We start from the raw sequence: 24,970 nt of genomic DNA on the forward strand, positions 1-24,970 counted from the left end.
CACCCCAACGGACACACGCTTTAGCATGTTAATCAGGAACATCAGATACCGCTCACTTTTCCCGCTGCTTGCTTGCCTATCTATGCTGACAGGTTGTGCGGGACTGGATGCCGGACGCGACTTTGTCTCTGGCTTAACGGAATATATCACCGGCGACGATGACAACGCCGATCCGCCGGCCACCCTGCAGGAATATACGCCGGAAGTGCAAGTCGAGGTGCTGTGGAAGGAATCAATCGGTAATGGCGCGGATGAAAAGTATCTGAAACTGATACCTGCGGTCGCCGAAAGCACTGTCTATGTCGGCGACAACAAAGGCCATTTGCAAGCGCGTGGCGCCGTCAACGGCAGTCTGACCTGGGAAAACAACACCGATTACAGCTTCTCGGCCGGTCCCGGTTTAGGGGTACACACGGTGATTATGGGTACCAGCACCGGCGAAGTAATAGGTTTTGATAAAGCTAACGGCGAACAACGCTGGAAAATCGATGTGCCCAGCGAAGTATTGGCCGCCCCCGTGGTGAGTCGCGGTGTCGTCATCATTCGCACCACCGACGGCAAAATCATCGGCCTAAAAGAAGATAGTGGCGCGCAACTCTGGACTTTCGAACACAGCGTACCGGCCTTGAGTATCCGTGGTACCGGCGCGCCCATCATTATCGACGACAACGTAATCGCCGGCTCGGCCAACGGCAAGCTGCAAGCCCTGCAATTGAAAGATGGCAAATCCATCTGGGAAGCGACTATCGCGATTCCGAGCGGTCGTTCCGAAGTCGAACGCCTAGTCGATCTGGATGTCGACCCGGTCGCGGCACGCGGTGCAATTTATATTGCCGGCTTCACCGGCGGCGCCACCTCGGTTTCCGAAGTCGACGGCGACGTACTGTGGCGCAACGAAGCGGTGTCTTCCTACACCGGTCTAAGCCTGGATTATCGTTACCTTTATGTCAGCGATACCCAAAGCGAAGTCTGGCAACTCGATCAACGCAGCGGTGCCTCGCTGTGGAAACAAAAAGATCTGCACAACCGCCAATTGACCGCAGCAGTGGTTTATCAAAATTACGTCGTAGCCGGCGATTTCGAAGGCTATGTACATTGGCTGTCCAATAGCGACGGCCGCCAATTGGGCCGCATTCAGGTCAGTAAAGCGGCGATAGAAGCCAAGCCGGTAGTCGTGGACGACACTGTTTACATTTACGCCAAAGACGGCACCTTGGCCGCCTTGAGAGCAAAATAAATCTATGTTACCCGTTATAGCCCTAGTGGGCCGCCCCAATGTGGGCAAATCCACGCTGTTTAATTACCTGACGCGCAGCCGCGAAGCGCTAGTCGCGGACTATCCCGGACTGACCCGCGACCGGCAATACGGCCGCATCAAACGCGGCGAACGCGACTGTTTGCTGGTCGATACCGGCGGCATCACCGACGAGCAGGAAGGCATAGATGTCTTCGCCAAAAAGCAGGTGGAAATTGCCTTGCAGGAAGCCGACGTGGTGTTTTTCATGGTCGACGCCCGCGACGGCCTCAACGCCACCGACGAAGCGATTGCCAACATGCTGCGCAAGCTGGGCAAACCGGTGGTGCTCGTGGTCAATAAAGTCGACGGTATAGACAGCAACACCGTGACCAACGATTTCTATAGCCTGGCACTTGGCGAACCCATCGGGATTGCCGCCACCCACGGCCGCAATGTCCACGACTTGCTGGATCGTATCGACGAGCTACTGCCGGTAGTCGAGGATGAATTCGAAGAGCAAGATCCGGGTATCGCCATTGCCATCGTCGGCCGGCCGAATGTCGGCAAGTCAACTTTGGTGAATCGCCTGCTCGGTGAAGAACGCGTGGTGGTATTCGACGAAGCCGGCACCACCCGCGACAGTATTTACATTCCCTTTGAGCGCAACGGCCAGAAATTTACCTTGATCGACACCGCCGGCATGCGTCGCCGTTCGCGCGTATCGCTGACGGTGGAAAAATTCAGCATCATCAAATCACTGCAAGCCATCGAAAAAGCTCATGTGGTCATTTATTTGATCGATGCTCGCGAAGGCATCACCGACCAGGATGCGCATATTTTAGGCTTGGTGCTGGAAGCCGGCCGGGCCTTGATCATCGGCCTGAACAAATGGGATGGCCTGAACGCTGAACACCGCGATTTTGTGAAAAAACAGATCGAAATGAAATTGTCGTTTCTGGAATTCGCCGAAAAGCATCCGATCTCCGCCTTGCACGGCAGCGGCGTGGGTAAATTGTTCGACGTAGTGCATACCTTGTACGACTCGGCAATGACCGACATGTCAACGCCGTTACTGACCCGGATTTTGACTGACGCCTTGGCCGCGCATCAACCGCCACTGGTCGGCGGCCGCCGGATCAAATTGAAATACGCTCACCAAGGTGGCCGTAACCCGCCTGTAGTAGTATTACACGGTACGCAGACTGATTCCTTACCTGCCGCATACAAACGCTATCTGATGAATTATTTCCGCGACCAGCTAAAACTGACAGGTACACCGATACGCTTGGTGTTCAAGTCGCCGGAAAATCCGTTTCAGGGCCAGAAAAACCCGTTGACCGATCGCCAGGTGAAAAAACGCAAACGCTTGATCGATTTCAGCAAACGGAAAAAATAACCACGGGAATCGTGGCCGGCCATCTGTAAGCATGCGCCCGGCCTAATCGCCCCTACTAAACCTACGAGAACAACCCTATGGCAATCATCACTTTCCAAGGCAAACCAATCAACACTATCGGCGATTTACCGGCAGTAGGTACTCAGGCGCCGGACTTTCTGCTAAGCAATCGTAAAATGCAGGACGTTGGTTTGGCTGAGTTCGCCGGCAAGCGCAAAGTGCTAAACATTGTCCCCAGCCTGGATACGCCCACCTGCGCCACCTCGACGCGCAAATTCAACGAAAAGGCTGCGCACCTGGACAATACCGTCGTGTTGGTGGTTTCCGCCGACTTGCCCTTCGCGCAAGTACGGTTTTGCGAAGTCGAAGGCGTTAAACACGTCGTGCCTCTATCCACCTTCCGTTCTAAATTTGCCCACGACTATGGCGTCGAATTATTGGACAGCATTCTGGCCGGCCTAACCGCCCGCGCTATCGTCATCATCGACGAAAACGACCAAGTGATCTACACCCAGCTAGTCAGTGAAATTGCCGACGAACCGGATTATGTCTCGGCCTTGGCAGCACTGCATCAAGCATAACCCGGAGCGCTGAGCTGAAAATCAAGCTCAGCGCAAACAACAGGCTAAAGATCTTTATGACTTGGACTGGCATTCCGCCTGTTCGTACATCGCACAAAATAGCTGAATAACGACATATATCATGGTCCGGGTGGTGCGAACCGCTTCGGCATCCGCCTGACTACCGGCAACATATTCGCTGATGGACTCGTCCATAAATTTAACCAAGCCGGTTTGCGAGTTGCTTTCGATCAGGCGGTCGGCAAATCGGTTCTGAAATTTGTCGCGGAACTTCGTATCCATCTGGTTACCCGGCAGGAATGCCTGCAACTCTGCATCAAGTAAGGCAGCCGTATTTTCTAACCATTCCATGTTCAATACGCTCTGATCCGGCAAACCGCCAAAAGCATGCCTGAACACGCAAAGTACATCGAAGCAAAGATCCATGAATAAGTTCGCCAGATTCCGATCTTTGTCGGCAATCAACGCCGAAAATACGCCAAAGATGGTTTGCGCCAAAGCACCCTGCTCGGTCTGAAATTGCTGCAGGATCGCACGACCAGCATTTTCATCCTGGCTTTTGGCGTATTGCAGCGCCTGATACAACTCTCGGTCGGTTAACTCACGCATCGTAATGTCTATAGAAGTTCAACAAATATTCAGGCGATATATTATCAAGCCAATACCGGATAACAGATAATTGTTGATACCAACCGCCCCAGACCCGTCGCAAACATTTCAGTTTTACAAGCACGGCTACTTCGTTAAAAATAGCCGTTTTTAGAATGGAGCTTTAGTTGACCAGAGTATGCCCGCGTTGACGCATGCAGGTTTTAAATGCTCGTTTAAAGCCTTCGTTGGCTTGATAACCTTCCCACAGCCCGGCCGGAATGGCCAAAATAGCGCCACCGGCGGCACCCGTTGCCGCACTGCCCGCTATAGCACCGACTGCTGCGCCACCCGCCGCACCGGTAACAGCACCAACACCCGCGCCCATACCGATTTCTTTCGTGATATCCGACGCTTGTTCCGCCAGTAACTTACACTCGACCATGTCGCGCTGCATGGTCTCCGGATGTTGATCCAAGCGAGGATCAACGATGGGCCGCCAGCCACTCATGGATGCACAGCCGTTAGCTAATGCGGAAAGTACCAACATAGTTGGCAAATATTTTAGTTTCATTTTTTTTCTCCAAAAAAGACATGTTTAAATCGTTAAATAAAGTTTTAACACTTACGCTGGGGATGCTGAGCGGACGCCACGGCCCCGTTCATGGGGGCAAATCTTTATGGTGAGAATGTGCACCACTGACATTGCAAGTTTGGTCTGGTTCCAATACATAAGAGTCGGCACAGCCGGAGGAACACATCTGGAAACATTAGATTTGATAAAGCTGCGGGATAATACTGCTGGCTGTTTTGTACCATTCCTTAAAATCTATCGGCAATTCAAGTAGGGGCGCTGTCATGCAATATTTTAAGAGGCCGTCAATTGCGACATAAGTGCCGCCGCCAATGCGTCTTTCGCCCAGGTATTGCTTCATTACAGTATTCAAGTCGCTCATAATCACTCCATAAGTTATTCACTTGCAGAAAATTTTAGAGATGGCGGCTTAAAATCTACTTAAGCTTTAATTAGGACTTAGTTAAAAAACAGCCAGCCAGACGATACCCGAACCGGCATTTTTGACGTCAAGGCTTTTCAAAACACGGTTAAAAAGGCAGTATAGCCAAGTGAATACCATCGCCCAAATCCATGCAGATATAGACACCCGCGTAAAAACCATCCGTGACGGCCATCCCGATTGGCTCTGCCGGCAGGGCTGCGACGGCTGTTGTCGACGGCTTGCCGAAATACCTAGAATCACTGCGGAGGAATGGAATTGTCTGCAAGAAGGCCTGATGGCCTTACCCCCGGCGCAACTTCGGGAAATCGGCCGGGAGATTTCCACGCTGGCCGGTCAAATATCGCGCCCGGTCATCTGCCCACTGCTGGACAAAGCAAAAGGCGCCTGCCTAATTTATGCACACCGCCCGATCGCTTGCCGAACCTACGGCTTCTATGTCCAGCGCGACCTCGGGCTTTACTGCAAGGACATAGAAACGCGCGTAAGCGATGGAATGCTGACCGAAGTAGTGTGGGGCAACGATGACGGCATCGATAATCGTCTCCGTGCTCTGGGCGAATCCCGCGAATTGCCGGAATGGTTTGCGCACTGGCAGCGGGATACCGATTGAATTGGGGCTATCGAGCCATTGCGGTCGATTAATCCATCTGATTCAATGACGGCAAGTTGACCTACATAGACCAACTTGCGTAGCCTGGATGAAGCGAAGCGCAATCCGAGGTTTGGTAGCCTTCTTCTTTCCCCTACGCTGGGCGGAATAGCGGATTTAGGCAATTTGAGGTTGATAGACAAGTATCGACCCTCCGCTGCCAGATAAGATTAATTTGAAATGATAAGAAAGGGCAAATATGCTGTCATTCAAAATGAGATTAGCTTGCGTAATCACACGTTTCGAAGCCAACACTCACCTTATCGCTTTGGAAGTTAGGGACAAATTAAAAACAGGAGAATCACACAAATGCTAACCCATTTGCACATCAAGAACTTCAAAGCCTGGAAGGATACTGGCCCCATTCGTCTTGCACCATTAACAGTGATTTTTGGCGCGAACAGCGCGGGCAAGAGTAGTTTGGGTCATTTATTGCTAGCGCTCAAGCAAACCACGCTATCGGCCGACCGCAAACGGCCTCTTCACTTGGGCGATGAAAATGCCCTGATTGACCTGGGTACGTTTGCAGAATGCCTACATAACCATGACTTAAAGAATGCATTGGCATTTGAATTGGGATGGAAAATCTCAGGCAAAGAGCAGGGTGCTCGTGATCCGCTCAGCAAAAAAATATTTGGAGGGGATGAACTGCGGTTAGCCGTCACGCTTTCGGCCGCTGCGAAAGAACAACCCAGAGTTGACAAGTTGACTTATCAACTCTTACGTAACACAGAAAATCAGTTGACAGTTGATTACTGGCGCGACGAAAAAAACAAACTCGATATTTCTTCGAGCGACTATAAGTTCGTGCGCAATACAGGAAGAAGTTGGCCGCTGGATGACCCAGACAAATTTTATCGGATTTCCGATCAAAGCCGCGCCCGCTTCCAAAATGCCGAATTTTTGTCAGATTTTGCCTTGAGTACAGAAGCGGCGTTGAATAGCGTTTACTACCTAGGGCCCTTACGTGATCATCCAAAACGCATCTATTCATGGTCTGGAGAAACGCCTGAGAGCGTGGGACAAAAAGGTGAGTTTGCGATTGCTGCCATTTTAGCTGCCAGCGCGCAAGATAGAAAAATTAACCGTGGCCCTAAGAAGCATCTGACTCGCTTTGATGAATTTATCGCTCTATGGCTTAAAGACTTAGGGGTCATTGAAAGTTTTTCGGTCAAGGCTGTGGCGGAAGGTCGAAAAGAATATGAGGTGCTGGTCAAAACCCATGCCACTGCCAGTGAAGTCAAAATTACTGATGTGGGGTTTGGTGTATCACAGTTTTACCAGCTCTAGTCCAAGCATTTTATTGCCCACCCAATTCCACGATCTGGATGGAGCAGCCGGAAATTCATTTGCATCCACAGGTGCAGGCTGAACTGGCTGACGTATTTATATCCGCAACGCAAGCCCGTGAAAACGGTAAGGAACGCAACGTTCAACTGATCGTGGAAAGCCATTCAGAGCATTTTCTCAATCGCCTGCAACGGCGAGTGGCAGAGGGTTCGGTTTCACCTAACGATGTGGCGGTGTATTTTTGCCGTCGCGCTGGTGCCGCAACCGAATTGGAACCATTGCGCTTGAACATATTTGGAGAAATCGAAAACTGGCCGGACAATTTTTTTGGTGACGAAATGGCGGATATTGCCGGCCGTACCTTGGCAGCGATGCAGCGCAAAAAAGAACTCAATCAGCAGGGCAGCACGCAATGAAGGCAGTGGTTGATCCTAATGTGTTATTGGTGGCGAACGGGCAACATCCGGACGTTTCACCTGAATGCATTGAGGAGTGTGTTCGTCGTTTGTTAACCATGGAAAAATCAGGAATTACCGTCATTGATGATGGTTTCCGGGTTCTTGGCGAATATCTGCATAAAACCAAACTAAATCCACCCAAAGGCGTTGGTGATTTGTTCTTGAAATCTCTGCTGCGTAATGCGGGAAACCCGGCGCGAGTAGAACAGGTCCGCCTCACAGAATCAGCCGAAAATGAATTTGATGAATGTCCAGATCACGCCTTGCAACCCGCATTCGATCCGCTTGATCGTAAATTCGTGGCTGCGGCCAATGCCCACCCAGATAAGCCACCCATCTGGCGAGCAGCCGACTGTACATGGTTGGACTGGTGGCCTAGCCTGCAGAACAAGGGAGTTAAAGTCGATTTTTTGTGTCCGGAAGACGCTTGCGGGTTTTATCGCAAGAAGTTTCCTGACAATCCGTTGCCTGCGCTGCCGGTCTGAGTCGTGACCAAATTCTTCCGCTTCCCCCATACTCCGCACCTTGCTTGGCTGGGTGAAGATGCACCACGCAATGACAAGGTGTTGTCCCCCACTGAGGTTAAATCATTGCTTGCAGGTGTAGTCACGGTCGAAGAGAAGCTGGATGGCGCCAATCTGGGGTTGTCGCTTGATGGCGACGGTCAACTGCAAGCGCAAAATCGGGGCCAGTATCGCGCTAAGCCTCATGCGGGCCAGTTTACGCGCTTGCCCGCGTGGCTAACACAACATAGCGAGGCATTGCACGCGGTGCTAAAACCGCACTTGATCTTATTTGGCGAGTGGTGTGCGGCGCGCCATTCGCTAGACTATACTGCGTTGCCGGATTGGTTACTGCTGTTTGATGTGTATGACAACAGCGCTGGCCGATTCTGGAGCTCCTCGCACCGTAATAAGTGGGCAAACGAAGCCGGTTTGGTAACAGTGCCGCAAGTGTTTCATGGTAAGACCTCGATTTCCGCACTGAAACGGCTAGTCGTGGCCGCCTCCAGTAATTATCGACCTGGCCCCCTGGAAGGGCTGGTGATTCGCCGTGAATCGTCAGAATGGTGTGAAGCTCGCGCCAAGTTGGTACGAGCTGACTTTACCCAGACCATCGACACGCACTGGCGAAAGCGCTTGATTGAATGGAACCTCATTGATTATTCTCCAGAACCTGTGGAATGAATGCGCTAAAACGCACCGACAACGATAGTGGGTCCGACTGGCTGGCAGTACTCTGCCGAATTTGAACTTACAAAATCGAAACACAGCGCCTTTCATCTTTCACAATCGCCTATGCGGTAGCCACTAGGGCCGAACAATGAAGTTAAAGGCGTCGCCCCGGTGTTGAACGAAATAACTGTAAAGCTAGCCGAGAATCCGTCTGCGGGTACGGATAGTAAAACTCCCGTTTTCGCAGGAATGGCCGTCAGCAACCTGGTTGATGATAAACCGCCTCTACAACCAACAATCGATTGCGCTACCTCATTCCGCAGGCTGTGAATGATGGCGATTATGACCGGGTATTTCCGGATTGCCGTGATCCTGCGCTTGGGCGTCGAACCACTCGTGCAGCGCCTGAACAAATTGCGGGTATTCACTTGAAAAATGAATTTGTCCGCCATTATCCAAAGCTTGATATTTAACTTTAATATCGTCGGTTTTTGCCATTTTTAACTGGGCAAGCCCCGGCATTTCAGCACCGTGCAGACGCTCCGTGACCGAATAATCGCCTGCTTGGTATTGTTCGGCCCTTTTTTGCAAATGCGCCTGGATCAATTTTATTTGCGAGGCATTTTCCGCTAATTTGATTACCACATGCTGGACGCCGCCGTGAACTGTTTTGGTGAAGGTTTGTAGCGTCCCTTGCACTGCAAAGGGCACCACTTTCTGCAATTGCTCGGGACTAATGGACGTAACCGGTGCTTCCTCAATGGCCTGCACGGCGATAAGGCACTGCAGCAGGCCTAATACTATTAGTAGATAATGTTTCATAACGATACTCTGCGGTGGGTTAACAGTCACTGTTGTTTAGCTTAGTAATTCACAGGCGTAGCTCTGCTACAAACACTATTCGTTTTCGCAAAATCCTTAAGCGTCCCATTTGGCGACTTGATTAAGGCGCTCGACATTGTCGGGTATAAAGACATGTACCTGGTTACGGCCTTTTTTCTTGGCGCTGTAACACGCGGCGTCTGCATTATTTAAAAATTCGCCGACATCCCGAACGCTACAGGTCACTGCGGCCACCCCGATACTTGCACTAACCGAAAAGTCGGCATCCCCCCAGTTAAACTTGAAGTTACGCAGGCTGTCGCACAGTTCATGGGCGATGTTTCGCGCTTGATCAAGTGTGGTGTGTTCCAGCAATAATGCGAATTCGTCGCCACCCAGCCTAGCCAGGGTATCGCGTTGACGCAGTTTGGAGCTCAACACGGCACCTAGCTTTCGTAGTAATTCGTCCCCAGCCGCGTGTCCACAGGTATCGTTGACATGCTTGAAATGATCTAAATCCAGATAACAGACCGCATGTTGAAAATAGCCGGGGCGGGCGCTGGCCAGCACTCTGGCCACGCGTTGCTCGAACGCTGTCCGATTGACAAGCCCGGTCAGAGGATCATGACTGGCCTGATAGGCCAAACTCTGAATTTTGGCGTGAGATGCCGACATGTCCCAAAACACCAACACCACACTGTCGACCAGCCCATCCAATGCGACAGGATAAAATGAATATTCAACCGGAAAAGAATGGCCGTCCTTGCGCTTAAAATTAGCAGTACTGCGCTGCGGAATTATCTCGCGGCCGAGGTTAGGCGCTCCAAAAGCTGCCAGCGCTAATGCTAAATCGTCTGTATCGGATGGACCTATCATGGAAACGATGTCGTTCCCCAGAGCATCTTTTTCGGCGTATTCCAACATGTCGAGTGCGGCCCGGTTGACGAAGCTGCAGCAGCCGTTCGCATCAAGACCAACGATACCTTCGCCTGCCGAGTCAAGCAGCAGGCGGAAACGCCTCTCGCTGTTCCGTACTGCGGTATTTGCTTGCTTCAGCTTGACCAAGGTCGCGTCAAGACTCGCATTGGCGGACTTGAGGATCGCGCATTGTTTTTCCAGTTGCTCCGTGCGCTTACACACCAGCTCTTCGAGGCGTTGCCGGTAATAACTTAGCTCCTGCTCGGTTTCTTTGTCTTTGGTAATATCGACCAAGACACCTTGCAGAAACAAACTTTCACCCGCGTCATTACGCACCACATTGGCTTCGTCCAGAAACCAGCGGCAATGTCCGTCATTTTTGGTTAAGCGGTATTCGCATCGCAAAGGGACATGATGCTCATAGGTATAGGCATAGGCTTCTATGGTCACGGCCAAATCGTCCGGATGGACGCGTTTAAGCAAACCTTGCGGATCATCAAGCCAATCTTTCTCTGAAAAACCCAGTTGAGAAATCTGCGGGCTGACATACAAAAGCTTTACCAGTGTTTCTAGCGAGGCGATATAGGTGATGACCGGCATTTGTTCAACCAAGGTTCGGTACTTTGCCTCCGCCTCACGCAGTTGACCCAAGGCTTCGGTCTTCTCCAGCATTATTTGCTGCTCACGCTGTTCACGCAGCGCTTCGCCTGACAATTCGGCGTTCGCAGGGTTGATCGCAGGGCTAATGTCGTTCTTCAGTTTGGCCGGCAAGGATAGTGTATCCTCCAATTCTGTCCGCATAAGGGTAGGCAATGTCCGTGTTCTGCTATGTTTCCCCGGTTTGGTGACACACCCGGCATCGTTCATTTCCGGCAGATACAGGTCTAACATTGGACACTCAGGTTGACGGGCACCGGCATGTTTAAGAGCATAACGATCAGCTTCTCCTTCGAAAAACTCCAAATCATCATCCATAAATAGAAAACAGCGATTGGATTTCGTAGATGCAGTATTCATAAATTCGCCTTCTTATCTGTAACTGGGGTTCAATCGCCGGAATAACCAGACAAAGCTGCAGGGTGAGTGTCACAGCCGGTTGGTTTTATCAACCAAACGCGAAGCGCCTCCTTGTATCTTTGACATACCCATTAGTAGTGATTGCGGTAATCGGTTTTGAAAACGGCGACGGATAAGCGCGCATAGCAAGTAAACGATCAAACTCGGTTTTAATGACTTGGTAACACTCGCAACTTTGCGCTTCCAGGCCGGCGCGCTCCAGCACGCTGATGTGTCCACGGTAATAACGAATCAAACCGGCTTGCTGTAATTTCCCAGCAGCCTCGGTGATGCCTTCGCGACGTACGCCCAACATGGTGGCGATTGATTGTTGAGTTATCGCTATCTCGCTAGCGCTCTGCCGGTCTAGGATCATCAGCAACCAACGACAGAGTTGCTGTTCAATTGAATGATGCCTGCTGCAGGCTGCTATTTGCGCCATATACGTCATCAAGGTCTGGGTATAGCGAAGTAAAATGCCATGTAGCGCCCCACTATGCAGTCCACCTATGCGGTTGATTTCCTCCTCGAATCGACTCCTGCGCAACCGATAGGCATAGCCTGGTATCACGACCACAGATTGATGGGGCATGGTTTCGACCCCCATGTACAACCCGATGCCCAGCATGCCTTCGTTGCCGATCAACCCCAATTCACTAAAAGCGCCATTCTCCGTATAGTTAAGCTTGCATATCACGCCGGTGATGGGGAAATAGACATAGCGTAATGCCACCTCCGGTTCGCTCAGGACATCACCGCCGCACAGCTCAACCCGTTCCAACAGGTTTGAAATATACGCAAAATTATGTTCTGGCAGCATGGCTAGAAGCTGGTTTTGTCTTGGATCGTCCATTTCACTCATCAGTTATTTTTGGATTGTTGGGTAACAGTTGAATCACGTTTTCAGTTGGCTAAAACGGTAAAACCTACAAGTTTGGTACTTTTTAACACAGCCGCTATTAGCTAAAAATACGTGCTGCTACTTAGGCAAAAGTATGATTAGTAAGCTTTTAGGCAAGGCGACAGCCTATTCGGTTGGATCTCATGCTTATCAGTGCCAACCCGAGCGCTTCACGTTGCCCATTGATATGCGTTAAACAGCAAAAGCCTGACTGCATTGCAGATTAATTTGACAGGGTTATTTTTTCGCCAGCATACTTTTGGCGAACAGGGGACGGGATACCAGGTGTTAAAAACCCGTTGCTGAATGCAACTTTTGCCAGCTTTGCTAGAACAGAGCTTCCCGGCTACCCAAATCCAAACCATTCGGCTTGGTTTGCGCACATCCAAGAAAAGCCTAAAACTGTCTCAATTCTGTCCAAAATGGAAGATGTCCGATGACTGACGAGCGTTACAAGTCTGCATACACTGAAAGCCCTTTTCGACAACAAGCCGAGAAAACTTTGCATGAACTGCAAATACGTCAGATTGAATTGGAAATCCAAAATGAAGCATTAAGACAGGCGCAACAAGCCATTCAAGCGTCGCGAGATCACTTCCAGCATCTTTATGATTGCGCCCCATTCGCTTATCTCACGCTCAATCCGGACCATTTCATATCTGAAATAAACCTTACCGCGGCCAACTTACTTGGTGTTGATAGCCAGTTCTTAATCGGTCGGCATTTTCCGACCTTGCTTGCCGATCAGAGCCGTGACTTTTGGGAGCGGTATATGCTGCATATTCAGCAGAGCGGCGAAAATCAATCCTGCGAATTACAACTGCGCCGCAGTGATGACTCATTGTTCCATGCCAAACTCGACTGTCTGCTGCTCGCCGATACGTGCCAGCAGCCGGAATTACGCATCGCCCTCACCGACATAACCCAACAAAAGCAAGCAGAGCAAACACACTCTGACAGCCGGCAGCTCCTCGCGGGGATTGTAGAATCGGCAATGGATGCCATTATCTGCATCGACGCCGATTACCGTATCGTGCTATTCAATGCCGCGGCGGGAAACATGTTCGGCTGTATTACGGATCAAGCCATCGGCACTGCTATCGCAGCTTATATTCCAGTCGATTTCCGTACTCTGTGTACCGCGCCAGCGCCCGCTGATAATACTGTCCATCAATCGCGTGAGCTTCGCGTAATCACCGGTATGCGTGCCAACGGCGAGGCGTTCCCCCTAGAAGCCGGCATTTCCGAAATCGGAACCGACGAGCAAATCTTGTACACGCTTATCCTGCGCGATGTGAGCGCGCGTAGCCATGCGGATAGCCTCCTGCAAGCAGAACGGCATTTGCAGGATCAGCTTTCCAAAGTAGCGGCATCCGTACCGGGGGTTATTTGTTCGTTCCGTTTGGCGGCGGATGGCTCGACAAGCATGCCGTACGCCAGCCAGGCGCTTGAATCCTTATATGGACTGCCTCCCGCTGCGGTGGCCGACGACTTTAGTCCGGTGTTTGCAAGAGTCCATCCCGATGATATTGAGCAGATCAATGAAACCATCAATAAATCCGCTCTTAGCCTCGAACCCTGGCAAGCCACCTTCCGCTACCAACATCCCAGTAAAGGCGAAATATGGATAGAAGGTCATTCCATGCCTATGCTGGAACAGGATGGCGGCATTCTCTGGCATGGTTATCTGCAAGATATTACCGCGCGAAAACAGGCCGAAACGGTATACCGCGATCAGGATAAAGAACTGCAACTGATCATAGATGCCACGCCCGCGCTTATCGCCTACTTGGATGTTAATTTTAAGTACTTGCGCGTAAATGCGAATTACGGACTCTGGTTTGGCATTGCCCCCGAACACGTTATTGGTCGGACGGTGCAGGAAATTATGGGTAATGCGGCCTGGGGCATCGTCCGGCCGTATCTGGAACGCACACTGGCGGGCGAGCAGGTTAGCTTTGATCAGCAAATCCCGTATGGCGAGGCCAAACCCCGCTGGGTGCACGCGACCTATATTCCCAATACTGATGCCGCCGGTACGCTGAAGGGTATTGTGGTACATGTCATCGATATCGAAGAGCGAAAACTATCAGAGCAAAAAATTTCACTATTGAACCAACGCTTGCAGCGCCGACTGCAGGAAATGCAGGTTATTTTCAACACTGTGCCTATTGGACTCTCGATCGCCGATGACAACAGCGGGCAGCATATTCGTGGAAATTTGGCCAATGAGCAGATGCTCGGCTTACCCCCTACTGCCGAGCTTTCTTTGTCCAACGAGAACCCGCCGCCCATAACGGTGCTGTTAAACGGCTTGCCGCTAGCCGCAGATGATCTGCCTATACAGCGCGCATGTCGTGGAGAAGTAGTGAGCGATGAACGTCTGGATATCGTCCGCACGGACGGTAAAGTGATCACCGTCGTGTCGAATGCCTCACCCTTGCTGGACGATGCCGGTCGGCCTCGTGGGGCCGTGGGTGCATTCCTGGACATTACGCCGCTCAAAGTGGCGGACGACGCCCTGCGTCGTAGCGAGGCATTCGTACGTTGCATTCTGAATTCGCTACCCGCCCACGTGGCGGTTCTGGATGAACTAGGCGTGGTAACTACCGTTAACGCACCTTGGGATAGCTTTGCCATCGAGAATGGCGGTTCGCCCAGCCAACTATCGGAGGGCGCCAATTACCTTGAGGTTTGTCGTCGCTCGGCGGCGACCGGCGACCGGGATGCGCATAAAGCCTTGGCAGGTCTCGAAGCCTTAATAGCGGGACATCAACAGGAGTTTATGCTGGAATATCCGTGTCACACCAAGCTTGGCGAACTCTGGTTTATGATGCATGCCAAGCGCATTACCCAAGGTTTGCAAGGCATGATTATCACCCATGTAGACATTACCGAACTGAAGCGTACCCATGCTGAACTGCAACACACTGAAACCCGCCTGGCGTTGATCATCGGCGAAGTGAATGCCGGTTATTGGGATTGGGATTTAGTGTCTCAAACATTATTTCTCTCGCCGGAATGGAAGCGACAAATCGGTTTTGACGACCAAGAGTTGCTTAACCAATGGGAAGAATGGGAATCCCGCTTGCATCCCGATGATCGGGCCATGGTCTTGGCAAGCACCGAGGACTATCTGTCCGGGCATCTGCCAACCTACGAACTGGAATTCCGCTTGCGTCACAAGAATGGCTCGTATCGTTGGATCCATGCTCGCGGCAGCCTATTGCATGACAAAAGCAAGCGGCCTTATCGATTGTTAGGCATCAATTTCGACATCACCGACTACAAACTGAACAAAGAATTGAGCGAACGCCGCAATAAGATGGAGCAGTCTTTTCGGGTATCGCTGGCCACCCAGACGATAGCGGCAATAGCCCACGAACTAAATCAACCCCTGGCCGCCATTTCCTCGTACGCCGATGTGGCGCTGCGCTTGTATCAATCGGACAAACCTGACTCGCAAAAGCTCAGCCATGTGCTGGAAGCTTGTGTTCAACAAGCACAGCGTGCCGGCGAAGTAATAAGGCAATTATTTAGCCATTTGAATAAAACAGAAGCCATCAGTGAACTGATCGATATTAATTTTTTGGTGCATGAGGCGTGCGTATTCGTCAAAAACGACAGAACCTTAAGCAGCTTTAAATTAGAACTGGACCTCGCTGCCGACTTGCCGCGGATCACGGTCAATGCACTACAAATTCAAAAGGTGTTGGTCAATCTGATCTGCAATGCTCTGGAAGCCATGCAGGAACAGGGTAAACACGCGGAAATCCTGCGCATAAAAACCGGTCGCTACCCTGATGACCCGGATATGGCTTTAGTGACAGTCTGTGACAGCGGAAAAGGCCTGACGGATGCCATTGCCCTGAAAACCCTGTTTCAACCCTTCTACTCGACCAAACCAGCCGGACTGGGTATGGGCTTGGCCATTAGCCGCGCCCTGATTCAAGCTCACGGCGGGAATATGTGGGCAGAGCGAAATGTTGGCGATGGCCTAACCATGCTGTTTATCTTGCCGTTTGCGAAATGAGTACTCAACCCTGCGTGTTTGTGGTGGATGACGATGATGCAGTCCGCGATAGCCTGGGCTTGGTGTTTGAAATAGCCGGCCTTGCGTACCAAACATTTGCCAGCGCTGAATCCTTTCTGGAAAGCTATTGCCCTGGCCAGCCTGGCTGTCTGGTGCTAGATGTCAACATGCCGGGTCTGGATGGTCACGAACTGCAAGCCGAACTCAACTGCCGCCACATCCGGCTACCCATTATTTTTCTGACCGCATATGGCGATATTCCAATGACTGTTCGAGCCATGAAGGCCGGAGCTGTCGACTTTCTGACCAAGCCGGTGAGCACGGCACTGTTGATCGAACGGGTGCAAGCAGCGTTGCAGCAGCTTGAAATCAACACTCTCGCGCAAGCAATGCAGGGGCAAGCAGCATGTGACCGGCTAAATGGCCTGACTTCACGCGAACTGGAGATCATGGGTATGGTAGTGGCCGGCCTTGCCAATAAAGAAATAGCGCGGCGCTTGGGCATTAGTCACCGTACTGTTGAAATTCATCGCGCCAGGGTAATGGAAAAAACCGGGGCCACCAATCTACTGGAACTCGTCCGCGTCTATGAAGCCTGCCGACAGTGAGTTTATCTATTCCATTAACCCGGCCCTTCACTATCCTTGTTCCCACTCAGGCTGGAGTTCAATAGCCATAAATAGCCCCAAATGCACGCTATTAATAGACCTGATGAATATTACTAATTTAACAAATCCTGTTTTTTGACTTACCGTATGCCAACGTCAAGTAAAACCCCATATACAAGACCCGTTAGCAATACCAAATCCGAAAATAGGTGTAACGATGGCTAGAGAAAAACTTACTACTGCTCAAAAAAATCTGCTGAATAAATGCCCTAAGGAATGGGCTATCTTACCGGTTGGGTCCACTAATAAAACATTGATTGCGCTGATGAAAAAAGGCTTGGTCGATTCGCGGCTATTAATCAATACATTGTTTCCGGAGCTCTCCAGATGCGAATGGCGCATAGCGCCATAGCTGCCAAAACAGCAAACGCTTTGCCATAAAAAGTGCTTGCTGGCCTGCCTTATTCGGCGAAAAAGGCATAGCCAACAATTTCTCCCGGGCTGCCATCAGCGCTGTCAAAGCCGTTTTGCTGGCATAAGCGGCTTGTCGTCCGACCAACCACTGATTTCAAAACCAAAAACCGCAGTTCAATAGCAGGCGGATTTTTAGATCGCCACCCAAATTGCGGGTGATGACTGATCAACTGCCGCGATTACCCGGAACTTTGTCCAGTAAAATGACATCCGAGGATTAAGTTTGATTGAGCATTTGGGCGGGTACATTTAAAATCCCTACCTACATACTCAGATTTTCTTGGGAAGTTTATTATTTTGGCCGAATGTTATTTAGGAACTATTTTTTCAACTTCAATTCGCCGGTTGTCCTCTACAGCATTCGTGTATGCGGCGGCATAGGTCAATGGTAGCCACTATGATGACTAGCGATGATTCGGCACGCCGCCGAGGGGCGCGCCGTCAGCAAGAACGCCGGACTAATCCGTTCGCCTTCAACTCTGCGGAGTGGATCGCTTTCGTTCAGCAACAATATGTGTTGTGGCCAAAACAAGACCGGCGGGTTTTGGATCGTCGGCGGGCCGAGCGGCGCGAGATAGACCGTCGGGCAGCGTTGCGCGACGGGGAACAGGAAATGCCCTTTCAACGAACCCGGTGGTTTTCAGCGGAAAAAATTCTCAACGACGAAGAAAAGCAAATGATTCGAGCTTTATTCGCGGAAGAAGACTAGCCTGGAACGAATAGCGTCAACGCAACACAATGTCGGCCGGATGCCTGACCTGCACGGCGAAACGCTGTTTCGAGCGTTTAACCCAGCCCCTAACTTCCACGTCTTTGCCGACATAGGTTTCCAGCGGCGGAAATAAATCCACGGACATGGGTTCTACGCTAATGGATACCGTATCGGAGAATTGCAGATAGCTGTGTTTGGCCGTCCTTTTTACCGCACGGATGTGTCCGGTTATGCGCTTCCAACCCTGGTAGTTATTCTCGTCGAGTAGTTCGGCGGCCAGCGGTGCATAAGCCTCATCGGCCCAAATCCCTAGCTTGGCTAGTTCGGCAATATGTTGAGCTGCAAGCAATGGCTCGAGATATTTCAGATTGGGCGGATAGATATTGACTGTGGCCAAACCGCGCTTGACCAACTCCACGTTAATTTGTTCCTTGTCTTCGGTGAAGACATAGGCCAGGGTACGCTGATATTTGTCCTGCTTTTCCACGTCACCCTGCAGAAAAACCTTGCGATGTTCCAACTTATCCTTCAACCAGGCTTTGGCTTGCTCGCCGCCAACTTCGGCAGACTTGTTGCGGCCGGCAACCTCCGGCGTATTGATCCCCAAAAAACGGACTTTCTGGCCGTCGCTTAATAAGATAGTATCGCCATCGAATACCTTTTCTACCCGAAAGAAAGCAACACCGGGATCGATATTTAGGACTTTGGCGTTTTCATTGCCATGATCGGCATAATGGTGGCGACCTTGCTGGTCGGTCCATTGGTACACGTCCGCATGCAGTAGAGCCGGCAATAACGCCAACAGCCAAAGGCCGTGCTTAGTACTTTTCATCATTTTTTTCGATCACCATGACTAACCAACAAATTATCGCCGCTACGCAGGCTTGGCTAAAAACTTTTGTTATTGAATACAATATCTGCCCGTTTGCCCGCCGCGAGCAGGAGAAAAACAGTATTCGCTATCAGGTCGTGCCGAGCAACAGCATTGAGGATAGCCTGGAAGCGGTAATTACCGAGTGCGTGCATCTCGATTCCGAGCCCGACACCGAGACCACCTTGTTAATTTTTACCGACGCGTTTGCCGACTTTGAGGATTTCCTGGATTTACTGGCTATCGCCGAGCAATTGCTGATCGATCAAGGTTACGAAGGCATCTATCAATTGGCCAGTTTTCACCCGGACTATTGCTTCGCGCAAACGCCGGAAAACGACCCCAGCAATTATACCAACCGCTCCCCCTACCCGATGCTGCATCTGATTCGCGAAGACAGCATTGAAAAAGCCGTCGCCAGTCATCCCGACCCGGAGGGTATCCCAGAGCGCAATATAGCGCTTACCCGTGAATTGGGCCTGGAAAAATTGCGGGCGATTGTAAATGCCTGCTACCAACAGTAGCGGAAACATTTGCCCGTATGCGTTCGGTTTTCTCGTTTCAAGATTAGCCGAGTTCTGATAGCAAGGCGACGGCGCAAAATAAGCCTGTCGAATTGTTCTTACGGTGGGATTGAATAAGGCCGTTCACTATGGAATTCGTCTCGCGCCAGTTTATGCGCGGCCATCTCATCGGCTCACTTTGAGTCCTTGGCTTTTTAACAATTGCCGAATTTAGGTGATAATTTATAGCCGGGAGTGGCACATGAAACAACGTTTTCCAAGAATATCCGCTTTTGGTTTGGTGATCGCTGCGAGTTTGGTCGGTGTCTTAGGATTTGCCGCGCTGATGGGCTTGAGCCTGCAGCAAGAGCGCGATAACCACATAGAACACGCGCGTATCGAAACGGCAAATATCGCTCTGGTTCTGGAGGGGCATGCGCTGGCCACGATACAAAAAATCGATCTGATTCTGAAAGATCTTCAGCGGCATATTCGACTCGACGACATGCGCAGCAGCCAGTTCGATAACGCCATTGAAAACCATGCTATGCAAGCCTTGCTGAAGGAAAAGGCCGACGATATTCAGCAAGCGGCGGTGATCGAAATCGGCGGAATCCAGATATTCAATACCAACGGCGATTGTATCTACAGCTCCATCGATGCTCAGCCAGCCATCAATGTCGCCGACAAAGAAAGCTTTCAATTTCATAGGGATCATCGCCAGACTGGCTTACACATTTCCCCGCCGGAAATATCCCGTACCCTGGGCATCTGGCATATCTCCCTGACCCGGCGTGTCGATTTTCCCGATGGCGGCTTTGCCGGATACGTTAACGTCATTGTGCAATTGAGTTCGTTCGAAAATTTTTACGCGACGCTGAACCTTGGCGAGCACGGCGCGGTTTTACTCCGCGACGAACAGATGAGGCTTTGGGCTCGCCATCCGCATCTGGAAGCCAATCTAGGCAAAACCATGCCTAACCACCCCCTGCACCAATACATTGCCCAGGGCATGACCCACGGTTTCTATCTACAGGCCAGCCCGGCCGATGGCGTCAAACGCCTCTATAGTTTTCGGCGGGTCGGCGATTATCCCTTGTACGTGCTGGCCGCCATCGCCGAACAGGATTATCTGGCCGAGTGGTGGAAACATTTAGTTTGGTACGGCGCGGCCGGACTCGTCATCTTGATCGCTTCGTTAGTGTTAGCCTTGGTTGCGCGACACAGCCGTTTGAAATGGCAGAACAACGAAAGAAATTACCGCTACATCATCGAGAATGCACCTGTCGGCATTTTTCAGAGAGATTTTGCAGGACACTATAGCTTTCTGAATCTCACTTTGGCACGCCAATTGGAATGCGATTCCGTCGACGCCTTTCTGCAACGTTATGTTCCGGCCGAGAAGCTATGGGTCGATCTCAATCAATTGAAGTTGTTTTATCAGTTGCTGCAGACAGATAAAGAGGTGCGCGGCTTTGAAGCGCAAGCGGTGCTCATATCCGGACAAACCAAATGGTTCTCGATGTCCGCCTACCTGGATGAAGAAAGCGGACAGATCAACGGTTTTACGCTCGACATTACCGAGCGCAAGCAAGTCGAAGAGCAGCTCAAAACATCGGAAGAGCGTCTGCGTTTGACGATGGATGTGGCACAAATCGGCGTTTTCGATTGGGATGTCAAAAAGGACAGTTTCGAGATGTCACCGATTTATTTCACGATGCTGGGCTATCAAGCAAAACCCGGTTCGGGTGATCGTAACGAATGGCTGGAGCGCCTCCATCCGGACGACAGGGCCGGCATCGCCGAAAAAATTGCTGCCGTATTGTCGAAACGGGCCAATGCCTATAGTTACGAAGCCAGGATGCGCCATGCCAACGGCAGCTATCGTTGGATAAGTGTTAAAGCGTTCTGCGTGCAACGCGGCGAAGACGACATGGTCACCCGCATCCTGGGCATACGCATGGACATCACCGACCGTAAACACTACGAAGTCGAATTGGAGCACTACAAAAACCATCTCGAACACCTGGTAAACGAGCGCACGACGGAGTTGTTGGACGCCAGAAAACAAGCCGACAATGCCAACCTGGCCAAATCCGATTTCTTGGCGAACATGAGCCACGAAATACGCACACCAATGAACGCCATCATCGGCCTGACGCAACTGGCACTGGATACCGAACTGAACCGGAAGCAACACGATTACCTCAGCAAGGTATTGAATTCGTCGCGAGCCTTGCTGGATATTCTCAACGACATTCTCGATTACTCGAAAATCGAAGCCGGGCGCATAGACATCGAGGCCATCGATTTCAGTTTGGAAGAAATACTACGGGCGACGGCAGACTTATTCTCCATACGTGCCGATGAAAAAGGTCTTGAGCTGTTCATCGATATGGCGCTGGATGTGCCCGATCAGCTGCAGGGCGACCCGCTCCGCCTCAGCCAGATCATTAACAACCTGGTCGGTAACGCCATTAAATTCACCCAACATGGCGAAGTCCACCTTCGCGTCGAGACGCAGGAAAGGACCGACGATGCCATACGCCTGCGTTTTGCGGTGAGAGATACCGGCATCGGCATCACGACCGAACAAGCCGGCCAACTGTTTCAGCCTTTCGCGCAGGCCGACGCCAGTATCACCCGCAAATTCGGCGGCACCGGCTTGGGGCTGACGATCTCGAAACGCCTGGTGGAATTGATGGAGGGAGAAATCACCCTGGAGAGCGAACCCGAATCCGGCAGTATCTTTGCCTTTACGGTTCGACTAGGCCTGCCAGCCGGCATTTCGTCAAGCGAGCAGACACAGGACCGGCGTTTACAGGGTTTATGCCCCATGCGCACCCTGGTGGTCGACGACCAGGAAACCTCGCTGACGATACTGCGCTCGATTCTGGAAAGTTGGCAATTCGAGGTGATGACGGCCGGTTCGGGCGAAACAGGTTTGCGCTTGTTTACCGAAGCGGCGCGATGCGGCAAACCCTTCGAGCTGTTGTTATTGGATTGGAAAATGCCCGGCATGAACGGTCTGGAGCTGGCCGAGACCATAGCCCATAGCGAGCATAACAGCCGGCCGCCAATATCCATCATGATCACGGCTTATGAGCGCGAGGCGCTGGCCAAGTCGGCCGGCAACATACGAGTGGATGCGATCATCGCCAAGCCGGTCACGCCCTCCAGCCTGCTCAACACCCTGATCCAACTGCAACGAAACAAAACCAACCAGCCTGTTCCCGTCGCCGAAGTATTCAACGCCACCCGCACCACGCTGGCAGCCATCCGCGGCGCTCGGATCTTGCTGGTCGAGGATAATCAACTCAATCAACAGGTGGCGCAGGAATTTCTGATTAAAGGCGGTCTGGAGGTCACGACTGCCAACAATGGCCTGGAGGCCTTGGATTGGCTGGAGAAATCCAGTTTCGATGCGGTGTTGATGGACCTGCATATGCCGGTGCTGGACGGCCTGGAGGCTGCCCGCAGGATACGCCAATCGGCAGCGTTTAAGGAATTGCCCATCATCGCGATGACTGCTGCGGCGATGAATCAGGATAAAGAGGCCTGCGTAGCGGCCGGCATGAATGACCACATCGCCAAGCCGGTCGAACCGGAAGAACTTGCCAATGCGCTGGCGAGGTGGATCAAACCCAAAACCGCTGCGGCGCAACAGGAAAAAGCTGCCGACATTACCACGGATACCAAGGCAATTGCCAAACTCGAGAGCAATCTGCCAGGCGTGGCGGTGCAAGCGGCTTTGGCCCGGCTGGGAGGCAATATCGCCCTTTACCGGCGCCTATTGCTCGCGTTTGCCGAACAGCATCAGAACGCTGCAACGCTATTGCGCCAACGGCTTGCCGATGGCGATTTGGAGCAACTGTTTTTCGTCGCTCACAGCCTGAAAGGCGAGGCCGGCAATTTAGGTTTCGGCGCTCTACAATCCTCGGCTGACCAACTTTGCCGGATGCTCAAAAGCGGTGAGGAGAAGAATTTGATGGAGCAAACGGAAGTCCTTGTACAGAAATGCGAGGCAGCACTGCTTTTATTAAGTCAGCCTGAAGCAAATGCTAACGATAGACTGCTTGCCTCATCGATCAATCCGGAAGAACTGTTTAAAAATGCTAGCCTGATTCCCGACCTAAAGAAATTGCTGCGCCAGCTGAAAGCTAAGAATCTGGATGCCCGATATTCGGTCACCGATCTCGTCCGCAAGATAGGCGATCACGAACTAGCCTTGGAATTTGCGGAAATTGCGCAAGCGACACACGAATTGCGCTACGATGCAGCATTAATTGCATTAGAGAAACTCTTAGAACGCAATAGCTGGACAGACCATGAATAACCAAGATAAACGACCAAAAATCCTGATCGTAGACGACTCCTTAAATAATATCGAGGTGTTGAGCAACATCTTGGGCAAGGGATACAGCACCCGCTTTGCCAGCGATGGCTCCGAGGCTTTGGCGCTGATTAGCCGGGACGCGCCGGACCTGATATTGCTGGATGTCGTCATGCCGGGCATCGACGGCTTCGAGGTTTGTAAGCAACTTAAAGCCAACCTCGCGACTCGCGATATTCCGGTGATTTTTCTGACCAGCTTGGATAGCGCCGTGGACGAGGAGTGTGGCCTCTCGCTGGGCGCCGAGGATTTTATTCACAAACCGGCATCCGCACCGGTGGTGTTGGCCCGGGTCCGTAATCATCTGACCCTGGCCACCACCAGGCGCGAGCTGAAACAGCATAACGAAAATCTTGAGCAATTAGTGGCCGAGCGCACGGAAGAGTTGTTCCGCAAAGATAGGCAGCTGATCGCCGCGCAAAGCTCCATCATCGCGGCTTTTTGTGCGTTGGCGGAGGTCAGGGACAACGAGACCGGCAACCATATACGCCGTACCCAACGATACGTAAAGCTGTTGGCCGAACGGTTGCGCACCAATGCTCGCTATAGTCTCTCCGATGGCGCCATCGAACTGTTGTTTAAATCCGCGCCTCTGCACGACATCGGCAAGGTTGCCATTCCCGATGCGATACTTCTAAAGCCGGGAAAACTATCGCCGGATGAATGGCAGATTATGAAAACCCACTGCGAGGAGGGAAGGTCTGCCATCTTGTCGGCGGCACGGGATTTTGGTGACGGCGACTGGTCATTTTTGAATTACGCGGTGGAGATTGCTTATTGCCACCATGAAAGATGGGATGGCGCCGGTTATCCGCAAGGGCTTTCGGGAGAGCAAATCCCGCTTAGCGCCCGGTTGATGGCAGTCGCCGACGTTTACGACGCTCTGATCAGCAAACGCGTTTATAAAGAAGCGTATCCCCACGAAGAAGCTGTACGGCTGATCGCTAAAGGCCGGGGAACTCACTTCGATCCGGATATCACCGATGCCTTTTTGGCTATCGCCGAAGCATTCGATGAAACCGCTCAGCACTACAAGGATGTCGGCGACGCAAAGCCTGCCATGGAAACCGAAGAGCATTCACTATCAGCTAAATCCTGAAAGACAGAGGCAAAAATATCGAAACAATCATTATAAATCAATAGCTTAATCATCATATTCAGCAATAACATCTTCATGATTTTAATGAAAAAAAATACCCGGAGCTTCAGCGTAAAAAAATGCTGTGCTCGCCGCACCACTGGCAAAGTTCATCTCTCTGGCACCGTGAACGACCAGATGGGGTTTT

General features: G+C 51.5%; 22 protein-coding genes. 15 read left to right on the forward strand and 7 right to left on the reverse strand.

Annotated features, from left to right (window positions below; genetic code table 11):
- The first annotated feature begins 25 nt into the window (after positions 1-25).
- From bamB to tpx, 3 genes are all read left to right on the forward strand, one after another.
- Positions 26-1,237 carry an outer membrane protein assembly factor BamB gene (gene bamB, locus EBA_RS17460; RefSeq protein WP_192375883.1) on the forward strand — a complete coding sequence of 404 codons (1,212 nt, stop codon included), beginning with the start codon at positions 26-28 and terminating at the stop codon, positions 1,235-1,237.
- 4 nt (positions 1,238-1,241) lie between these two features.
- Positions 1,242-2,633, forward strand: coding sequence for a ribosome biogenesis GTPase Der (gene der, locus EBA_RS17465; RefSeq protein ID WP_192375884.1), 1,392 nt, complete (start codon positions 1,242-1,244; stop codon positions 2,631-2,633).
- Between the two features lie 77 nt (positions 2,634-2,710).
- Positions 2,711-3,214: a thiol peroxidase gene (tpx, locus tag EBA_RS17470; RefSeq protein ID WP_192375885.1), complete on the forward strand. Its 504-nt coding sequence runs from the start codon at positions 2,711-2,713 to the stop codon at positions 3,212-3,214.
- A 54-nt stretch (positions 3,215-3,268) separates the two neighbouring features.
- Here tpx and EBA_RS17475 read toward each other — a convergent pair whose 3' ends face one another.
- The 3 genes from EBA_RS17475 to EBA_RS17485 form a co-directional block, all read right to left on the reverse strand.
- Positions 3,269-3,823 carry a hypothetical protein gene (locus EBA_RS17475; protein ID WP_192375886.1) on the reverse strand — a complete coding sequence of 185 codons (555 nt, stop codon included), beginning with the start codon at positions 3,821-3,823 and terminating at the stop codon, positions 3,269-3,271.
- Positions 3,824-3,986: 163 nt separating this feature from the next.
- Positions 3,987-4,376, reverse strand: a complete 390-nt coding sequence (locus tag EBA_RS17480) for a glycine zipper family protein (RefSeq protein ID WP_192375887.1) — start codon at positions 4,374-4,376, stop codon at positions 3,987-3,989.
- A gap of 196 nt (positions 4,377-4,572) precedes the next feature.
- Entirely contained in the window at positions 4,573-4,758 is a 186-nt protein-coding gene (locus EBA_RS17485; RefSeq protein ID WP_192375888.1) for a hypothetical protein, read from the reverse strand.
- A 169-nt stretch (positions 4,759-4,927) separates the two neighbouring features.
- Between EBA_RS17485 and EBA_RS17490 the strand changes: the two genes are divergently transcribed.
- The 5 genes from EBA_RS17490 to EBA_RS17510 all read left to right on the forward strand — a co-directional run bounded on the left by EBA_RS17490 (position 4,928) and on the right by EBA_RS17510 (position 8,405).
- Positions 4,928-5,431: a YkgJ family cysteine cluster protein gene (locus EBA_RS17490; RefSeq protein WP_192375889.1), complete on the forward strand. Its 504-nt coding sequence runs from the start codon at positions 4,928-4,930 to the stop codon at positions 5,429-5,431.
- Between the two features lie 348 nt (positions 5,432-5,779).
- A complete protein-coding gene (locus tag EBA_RS17495) occupies positions 5,780-6,760 on the forward strand; it encodes an AAA family ATPase (protein WP_223146706.1) in 981 nt (326 codons plus the stop codon).
- Positions 6,739-7,176 carry an AAA family ATPase gene (locus EBA_RS24755; protein ID WP_324615381.1) on the forward strand — a complete coding sequence of 146 codons (438 nt, stop codon included), beginning with the start codon at positions 6,739-6,741 and terminating at the stop codon, positions 7,174-7,176. Before EBA_RS17495 ends, EBA_RS24755 begins: the two co-directional genes overlap by 22 nt.
- Complete coding sequence (locus EBA_RS17505; RefSeq protein WP_192375890.1) at positions 7,173-7,703, forward strand: hypothetical protein; 531 nt, start codon at positions 7,173-7,175, stop codon at positions 7,701-7,703. Before EBA_RS24755 ends, EBA_RS17505 begins: the two co-directional genes overlap by 4 nt.
- 3 nt (positions 7,704-7,706) lie before the next feature.
- The gene (locus tag EBA_RS17510) at positions 7,707-8,405 is read left to right on the forward strand and encodes an RNA ligase family protein (protein ID WP_192375891.1); all 699 of its coding nucleotides are present in this window, start codon (positions 7,707-7,709) and stop codon (positions 8,403-8,405) included.
- A gap of 300 nt (positions 8,406-8,705) precedes the next feature.
- Here EBA_RS17510 and EBA_RS17515 read toward each other — a convergent pair whose 3' ends face one another.
- From EBA_RS17515 to EBA_RS17525, 3 genes are all read right to left on the reverse strand, one after another.
- Positions 8,706-9,215: an aspartate carbamoyltransferase gene (locus EBA_RS17515; protein ID WP_192375892.1), complete on the reverse strand. Its 510-nt coding sequence runs from the start codon at positions 9,213-9,215 to the stop codon at positions 8,706-8,708.
- Positions 9,216-9,311: 96 nt separating this feature from the next.
- Positions 9,312-11,150 (reverse strand): diguanylate cyclase, encoded by a 1,839-nt coding sequence (locus EBA_RS17520; protein WP_192375893.1) that lies wholly within the window; start codon positions 11,148-11,150, stop codon positions 9,312-9,314.
- A gap of 88 nt (positions 11,151-11,238) precedes the next feature.
- On the reverse strand, positions 11,239-12,051 hold the full coding sequence (locus EBA_RS17525) for a Crp/Fnr family transcriptional regulator (protein ID WP_192375894.1): 813 nt from the start codon (positions 12,049-12,051) through the stop codon (positions 11,239-11,241).
- 475 nt (positions 12,052-12,526) lie between these two features.
- Between EBA_RS17525 and EBA_RS17530 the strand changes: the two genes are divergently transcribed.
- The 4 genes from EBA_RS17530 (at position 12,527) to EBA_RS17545 (ending at position 17,914) form a co-directional block, all read left to right on the forward strand.
- Complete coding sequence (locus EBA_RS17530) at positions 12,527-16,123, forward strand: PAS domain S-box protein (RefSeq protein WP_192375895.1); 3,597 nt, start codon at positions 12,527-12,529, stop codon at positions 16,121-16,123.
- Positions 16,120-16,731, forward strand: a complete 612-nt coding sequence (locus tag EBA_RS17535; protein ID WP_192375896.1) for a response regulator transcription factor — start codon at positions 16,120-16,122, stop codon at positions 16,729-16,731. The genes EBA_RS17530 and EBA_RS17535 overlap by 4 nt, the downstream gene beginning before the upstream one ends.
- A gap of 217 nt (positions 16,732-16,948) precedes the next feature.
- A complete protein-coding gene (locus tag EBA_RS17540; RefSeq protein WP_192375897.1) occupies positions 16,949-17,143 on the forward strand; it encodes a hypothetical protein in 195 nt (64 codons plus the stop codon).
- Between the two features lie 459 nt (positions 17,144-17,602).
- Complete coding sequence (locus EBA_RS17545) at positions 17,603-17,914, forward strand: hypothetical protein (protein WP_192375898.1); 312 nt, start codon at positions 17,603-17,605, stop codon at positions 17,912-17,914.
- A 16-nt stretch (positions 17,915-17,930) separates the two neighbouring features.
- Here the strand turns inward: EBA_RS17545 and EBA_RS17550 are convergent, their stop codons facing one another.
- Positions 17,931-18,752: a thermonuclease family protein gene (locus EBA_RS17550; protein WP_192375899.1), complete on the reverse strand. Its 822-nt coding sequence runs from the start codon at positions 18,750-18,752 to the stop codon at positions 17,931-17,933.
- A gap of 14 nt (positions 18,753-18,766) precedes the next feature.
- On the opposite strand from EBA_RS17550, the gene EBA_RS17555 reads away from it, so the two are divergent.
- The 3 genes from EBA_RS17555 to EBA_RS17565 all read left to right on the forward strand — a co-directional run bounded on the left by EBA_RS17555 (position 18,767) and on the right by EBA_RS17565 (position 24,783).
- Positions 18,767-19,312, forward strand: a complete 546-nt coding sequence (locus tag EBA_RS17555; protein WP_192375900.1) for a DUF1415 domain-containing protein — start codon at positions 18,767-18,769, stop codon at positions 19,310-19,312.
- 241 nt (positions 19,313-19,553) lie between these two features.
- Positions 19,554-23,627: a response regulator gene (locus EBA_RS17560; RefSeq protein ID WP_192375901.1), complete on the forward strand. Its 4,074-nt coding sequence runs from the start codon at positions 19,554-19,556 to the stop codon at positions 23,625-23,627.
- Positions 23,620-24,783 carry a response regulator gene (locus tag EBA_RS17565; RefSeq protein WP_192375902.1) on the forward strand — a complete coding sequence of 388 codons (1,164 nt, stop codon included), beginning with the start codon at positions 23,620-23,622 and terminating at the stop codon, positions 24,781-24,783. The genes EBA_RS17560 and EBA_RS17565 overlap by 8 nt, the downstream gene beginning before the upstream one ends.
- Positions 24,784-24,970 lie beyond the last annotated feature (187 nt).

This window comes from Methylomonas albis (genome assembly GCF_014850955.1).
In the GTDB taxonomy this organism is placed as follows: domain Bacteria; phylum Pseudomonadota; class Gammaproteobacteria; order Methylococcales; family Methylomonadaceae; genus Methylomonas; species Methylomonas albis.

Excerpts from the sequence above, each read along its gene's own strand:
- EBA_RS17505 (WP_192375890.1), top strand. The coding sequence starts at position 7,173 with ATGAAGGCAGTGGTTGATCCTAATGTGTTATTGGTGGCGAACGGGCAA.
- tpx (WP_192375885.1), top strand. The coding sequence starts at position 2,711 with ATGGCAATCATCACTTTCCAAGGCAAACCAATCAACACTATCGGCGAT.
- EBA_RS17475 (WP_192375886.1), bottom strand. The coding sequence starts at position 3,823 with ATGCGTGAGTTAACCGACCGAGAGTTGTATCAGGCGCTGCAATACGCC.
- EBA_RS17525 (WP_192375894.1), bottom strand. The coding sequence starts at position 12,051 with ATGAGTGAAATGGACGATCCAAGACAAAACCAGCTTCTAGCCATGCTG.
- EBA_RS17520 (WP_192375893.1), bottom strand. The coding sequence starts at position 11,150 with ATGAATACTGCATCTACGAAATCCAATCGCTGTTTTCTATTTATGGAT.
- EBA_RS17485 (WP_192375888.1), bottom strand. The coding sequence starts at position 4,758 with ATGAGCGACTTGAATACTGTAATGAAGCAATACCTGGGCGAAAGACGC.
- EBA_RS17515 (WP_192375892.1), bottom strand. The coding sequence starts at position 9,215 with ATGAAACATTATCTACTAATAGTATTAGGCCTGCTGCAGTGCCTTATC.
- EBA_RS17540 (WP_192375897.1), top strand. The coding sequence starts at position 16,949 with ATGGCTAGAGAAAAACTTACTACTGCTCAAAAAAATCTGCTGAATAAA.
- EBA_RS17565 (WP_192375902.1), top strand. The coding sequence starts at position 23,620 with ATGAATAACCAAGATAAACGACCAAAAATCCTGATCGTAGACGACTCC.
- EBA_RS17545 (WP_192375898.1), top strand. The coding sequence starts at position 17,603 with ATGATGACTAGCGATGATTCGGCACGCCGCCGAGGGGCGCGCCGTCAG.
- EBA_RS17535 (WP_192375896.1), top strand. The coding sequence starts at position 16,120 with ATGAGTACTCAACCCTGCGTGTTTGTGGTGGATGACGATGATGCAGTC.
- EBA_RS17480 (WP_192375887.1), bottom strand. The coding sequence starts at position 4,376 with ATGAAACTAAAATATTTGCCAACTATGTTGGTACTTTCCGCATTAGCT.
- EBA_RS17560 (WP_192375901.1), top strand. The coding sequence starts at position 19,554 with ATGAAACAACGTTTTCCAAGAATATCCGCTTTTGGTTTGGTGATCGCT.
- EBA_RS17530 (WP_192375895.1), top strand. The coding sequence starts at position 12,527 with ATGACTGACGAGCGTTACAAGTCTGCATACACTGAAAGCCCTTTTCGA.
- der (WP_192375884.1), top strand. The coding sequence starts at position 1,242 with ATGTTACCCGTTATAGCCCTAGTGGGCCGCCCCAATGTGGGCAAATCC.
- EBA_RS17550 (WP_192375899.1), bottom strand. The coding sequence starts at position 18,752 with ATGATGAAAAGTACTAAGCACGGCCTTTGGCTGTTGGCGTTATTGCCG.
- EBA_RS17495 (WP_223146706.1), top strand. The coding sequence starts at position 5,780 with ATGCTAACCCATTTGCACATCAAGAACTTCAAAGCCTGGAAGGATACT.
- bamB (WP_192375883.1), top strand. The coding sequence starts at position 26 with ATGTTAATCAGGAACATCAGATACCGCTCACTTTTCCCGCTGCTTGCT.
- EBA_RS17555 (WP_192375900.1), top strand. The coding sequence starts at position 18,767 with ATGACTAACCAACAAATTATCGCCGCTACGCAGGCTTGGCTAAAAACT.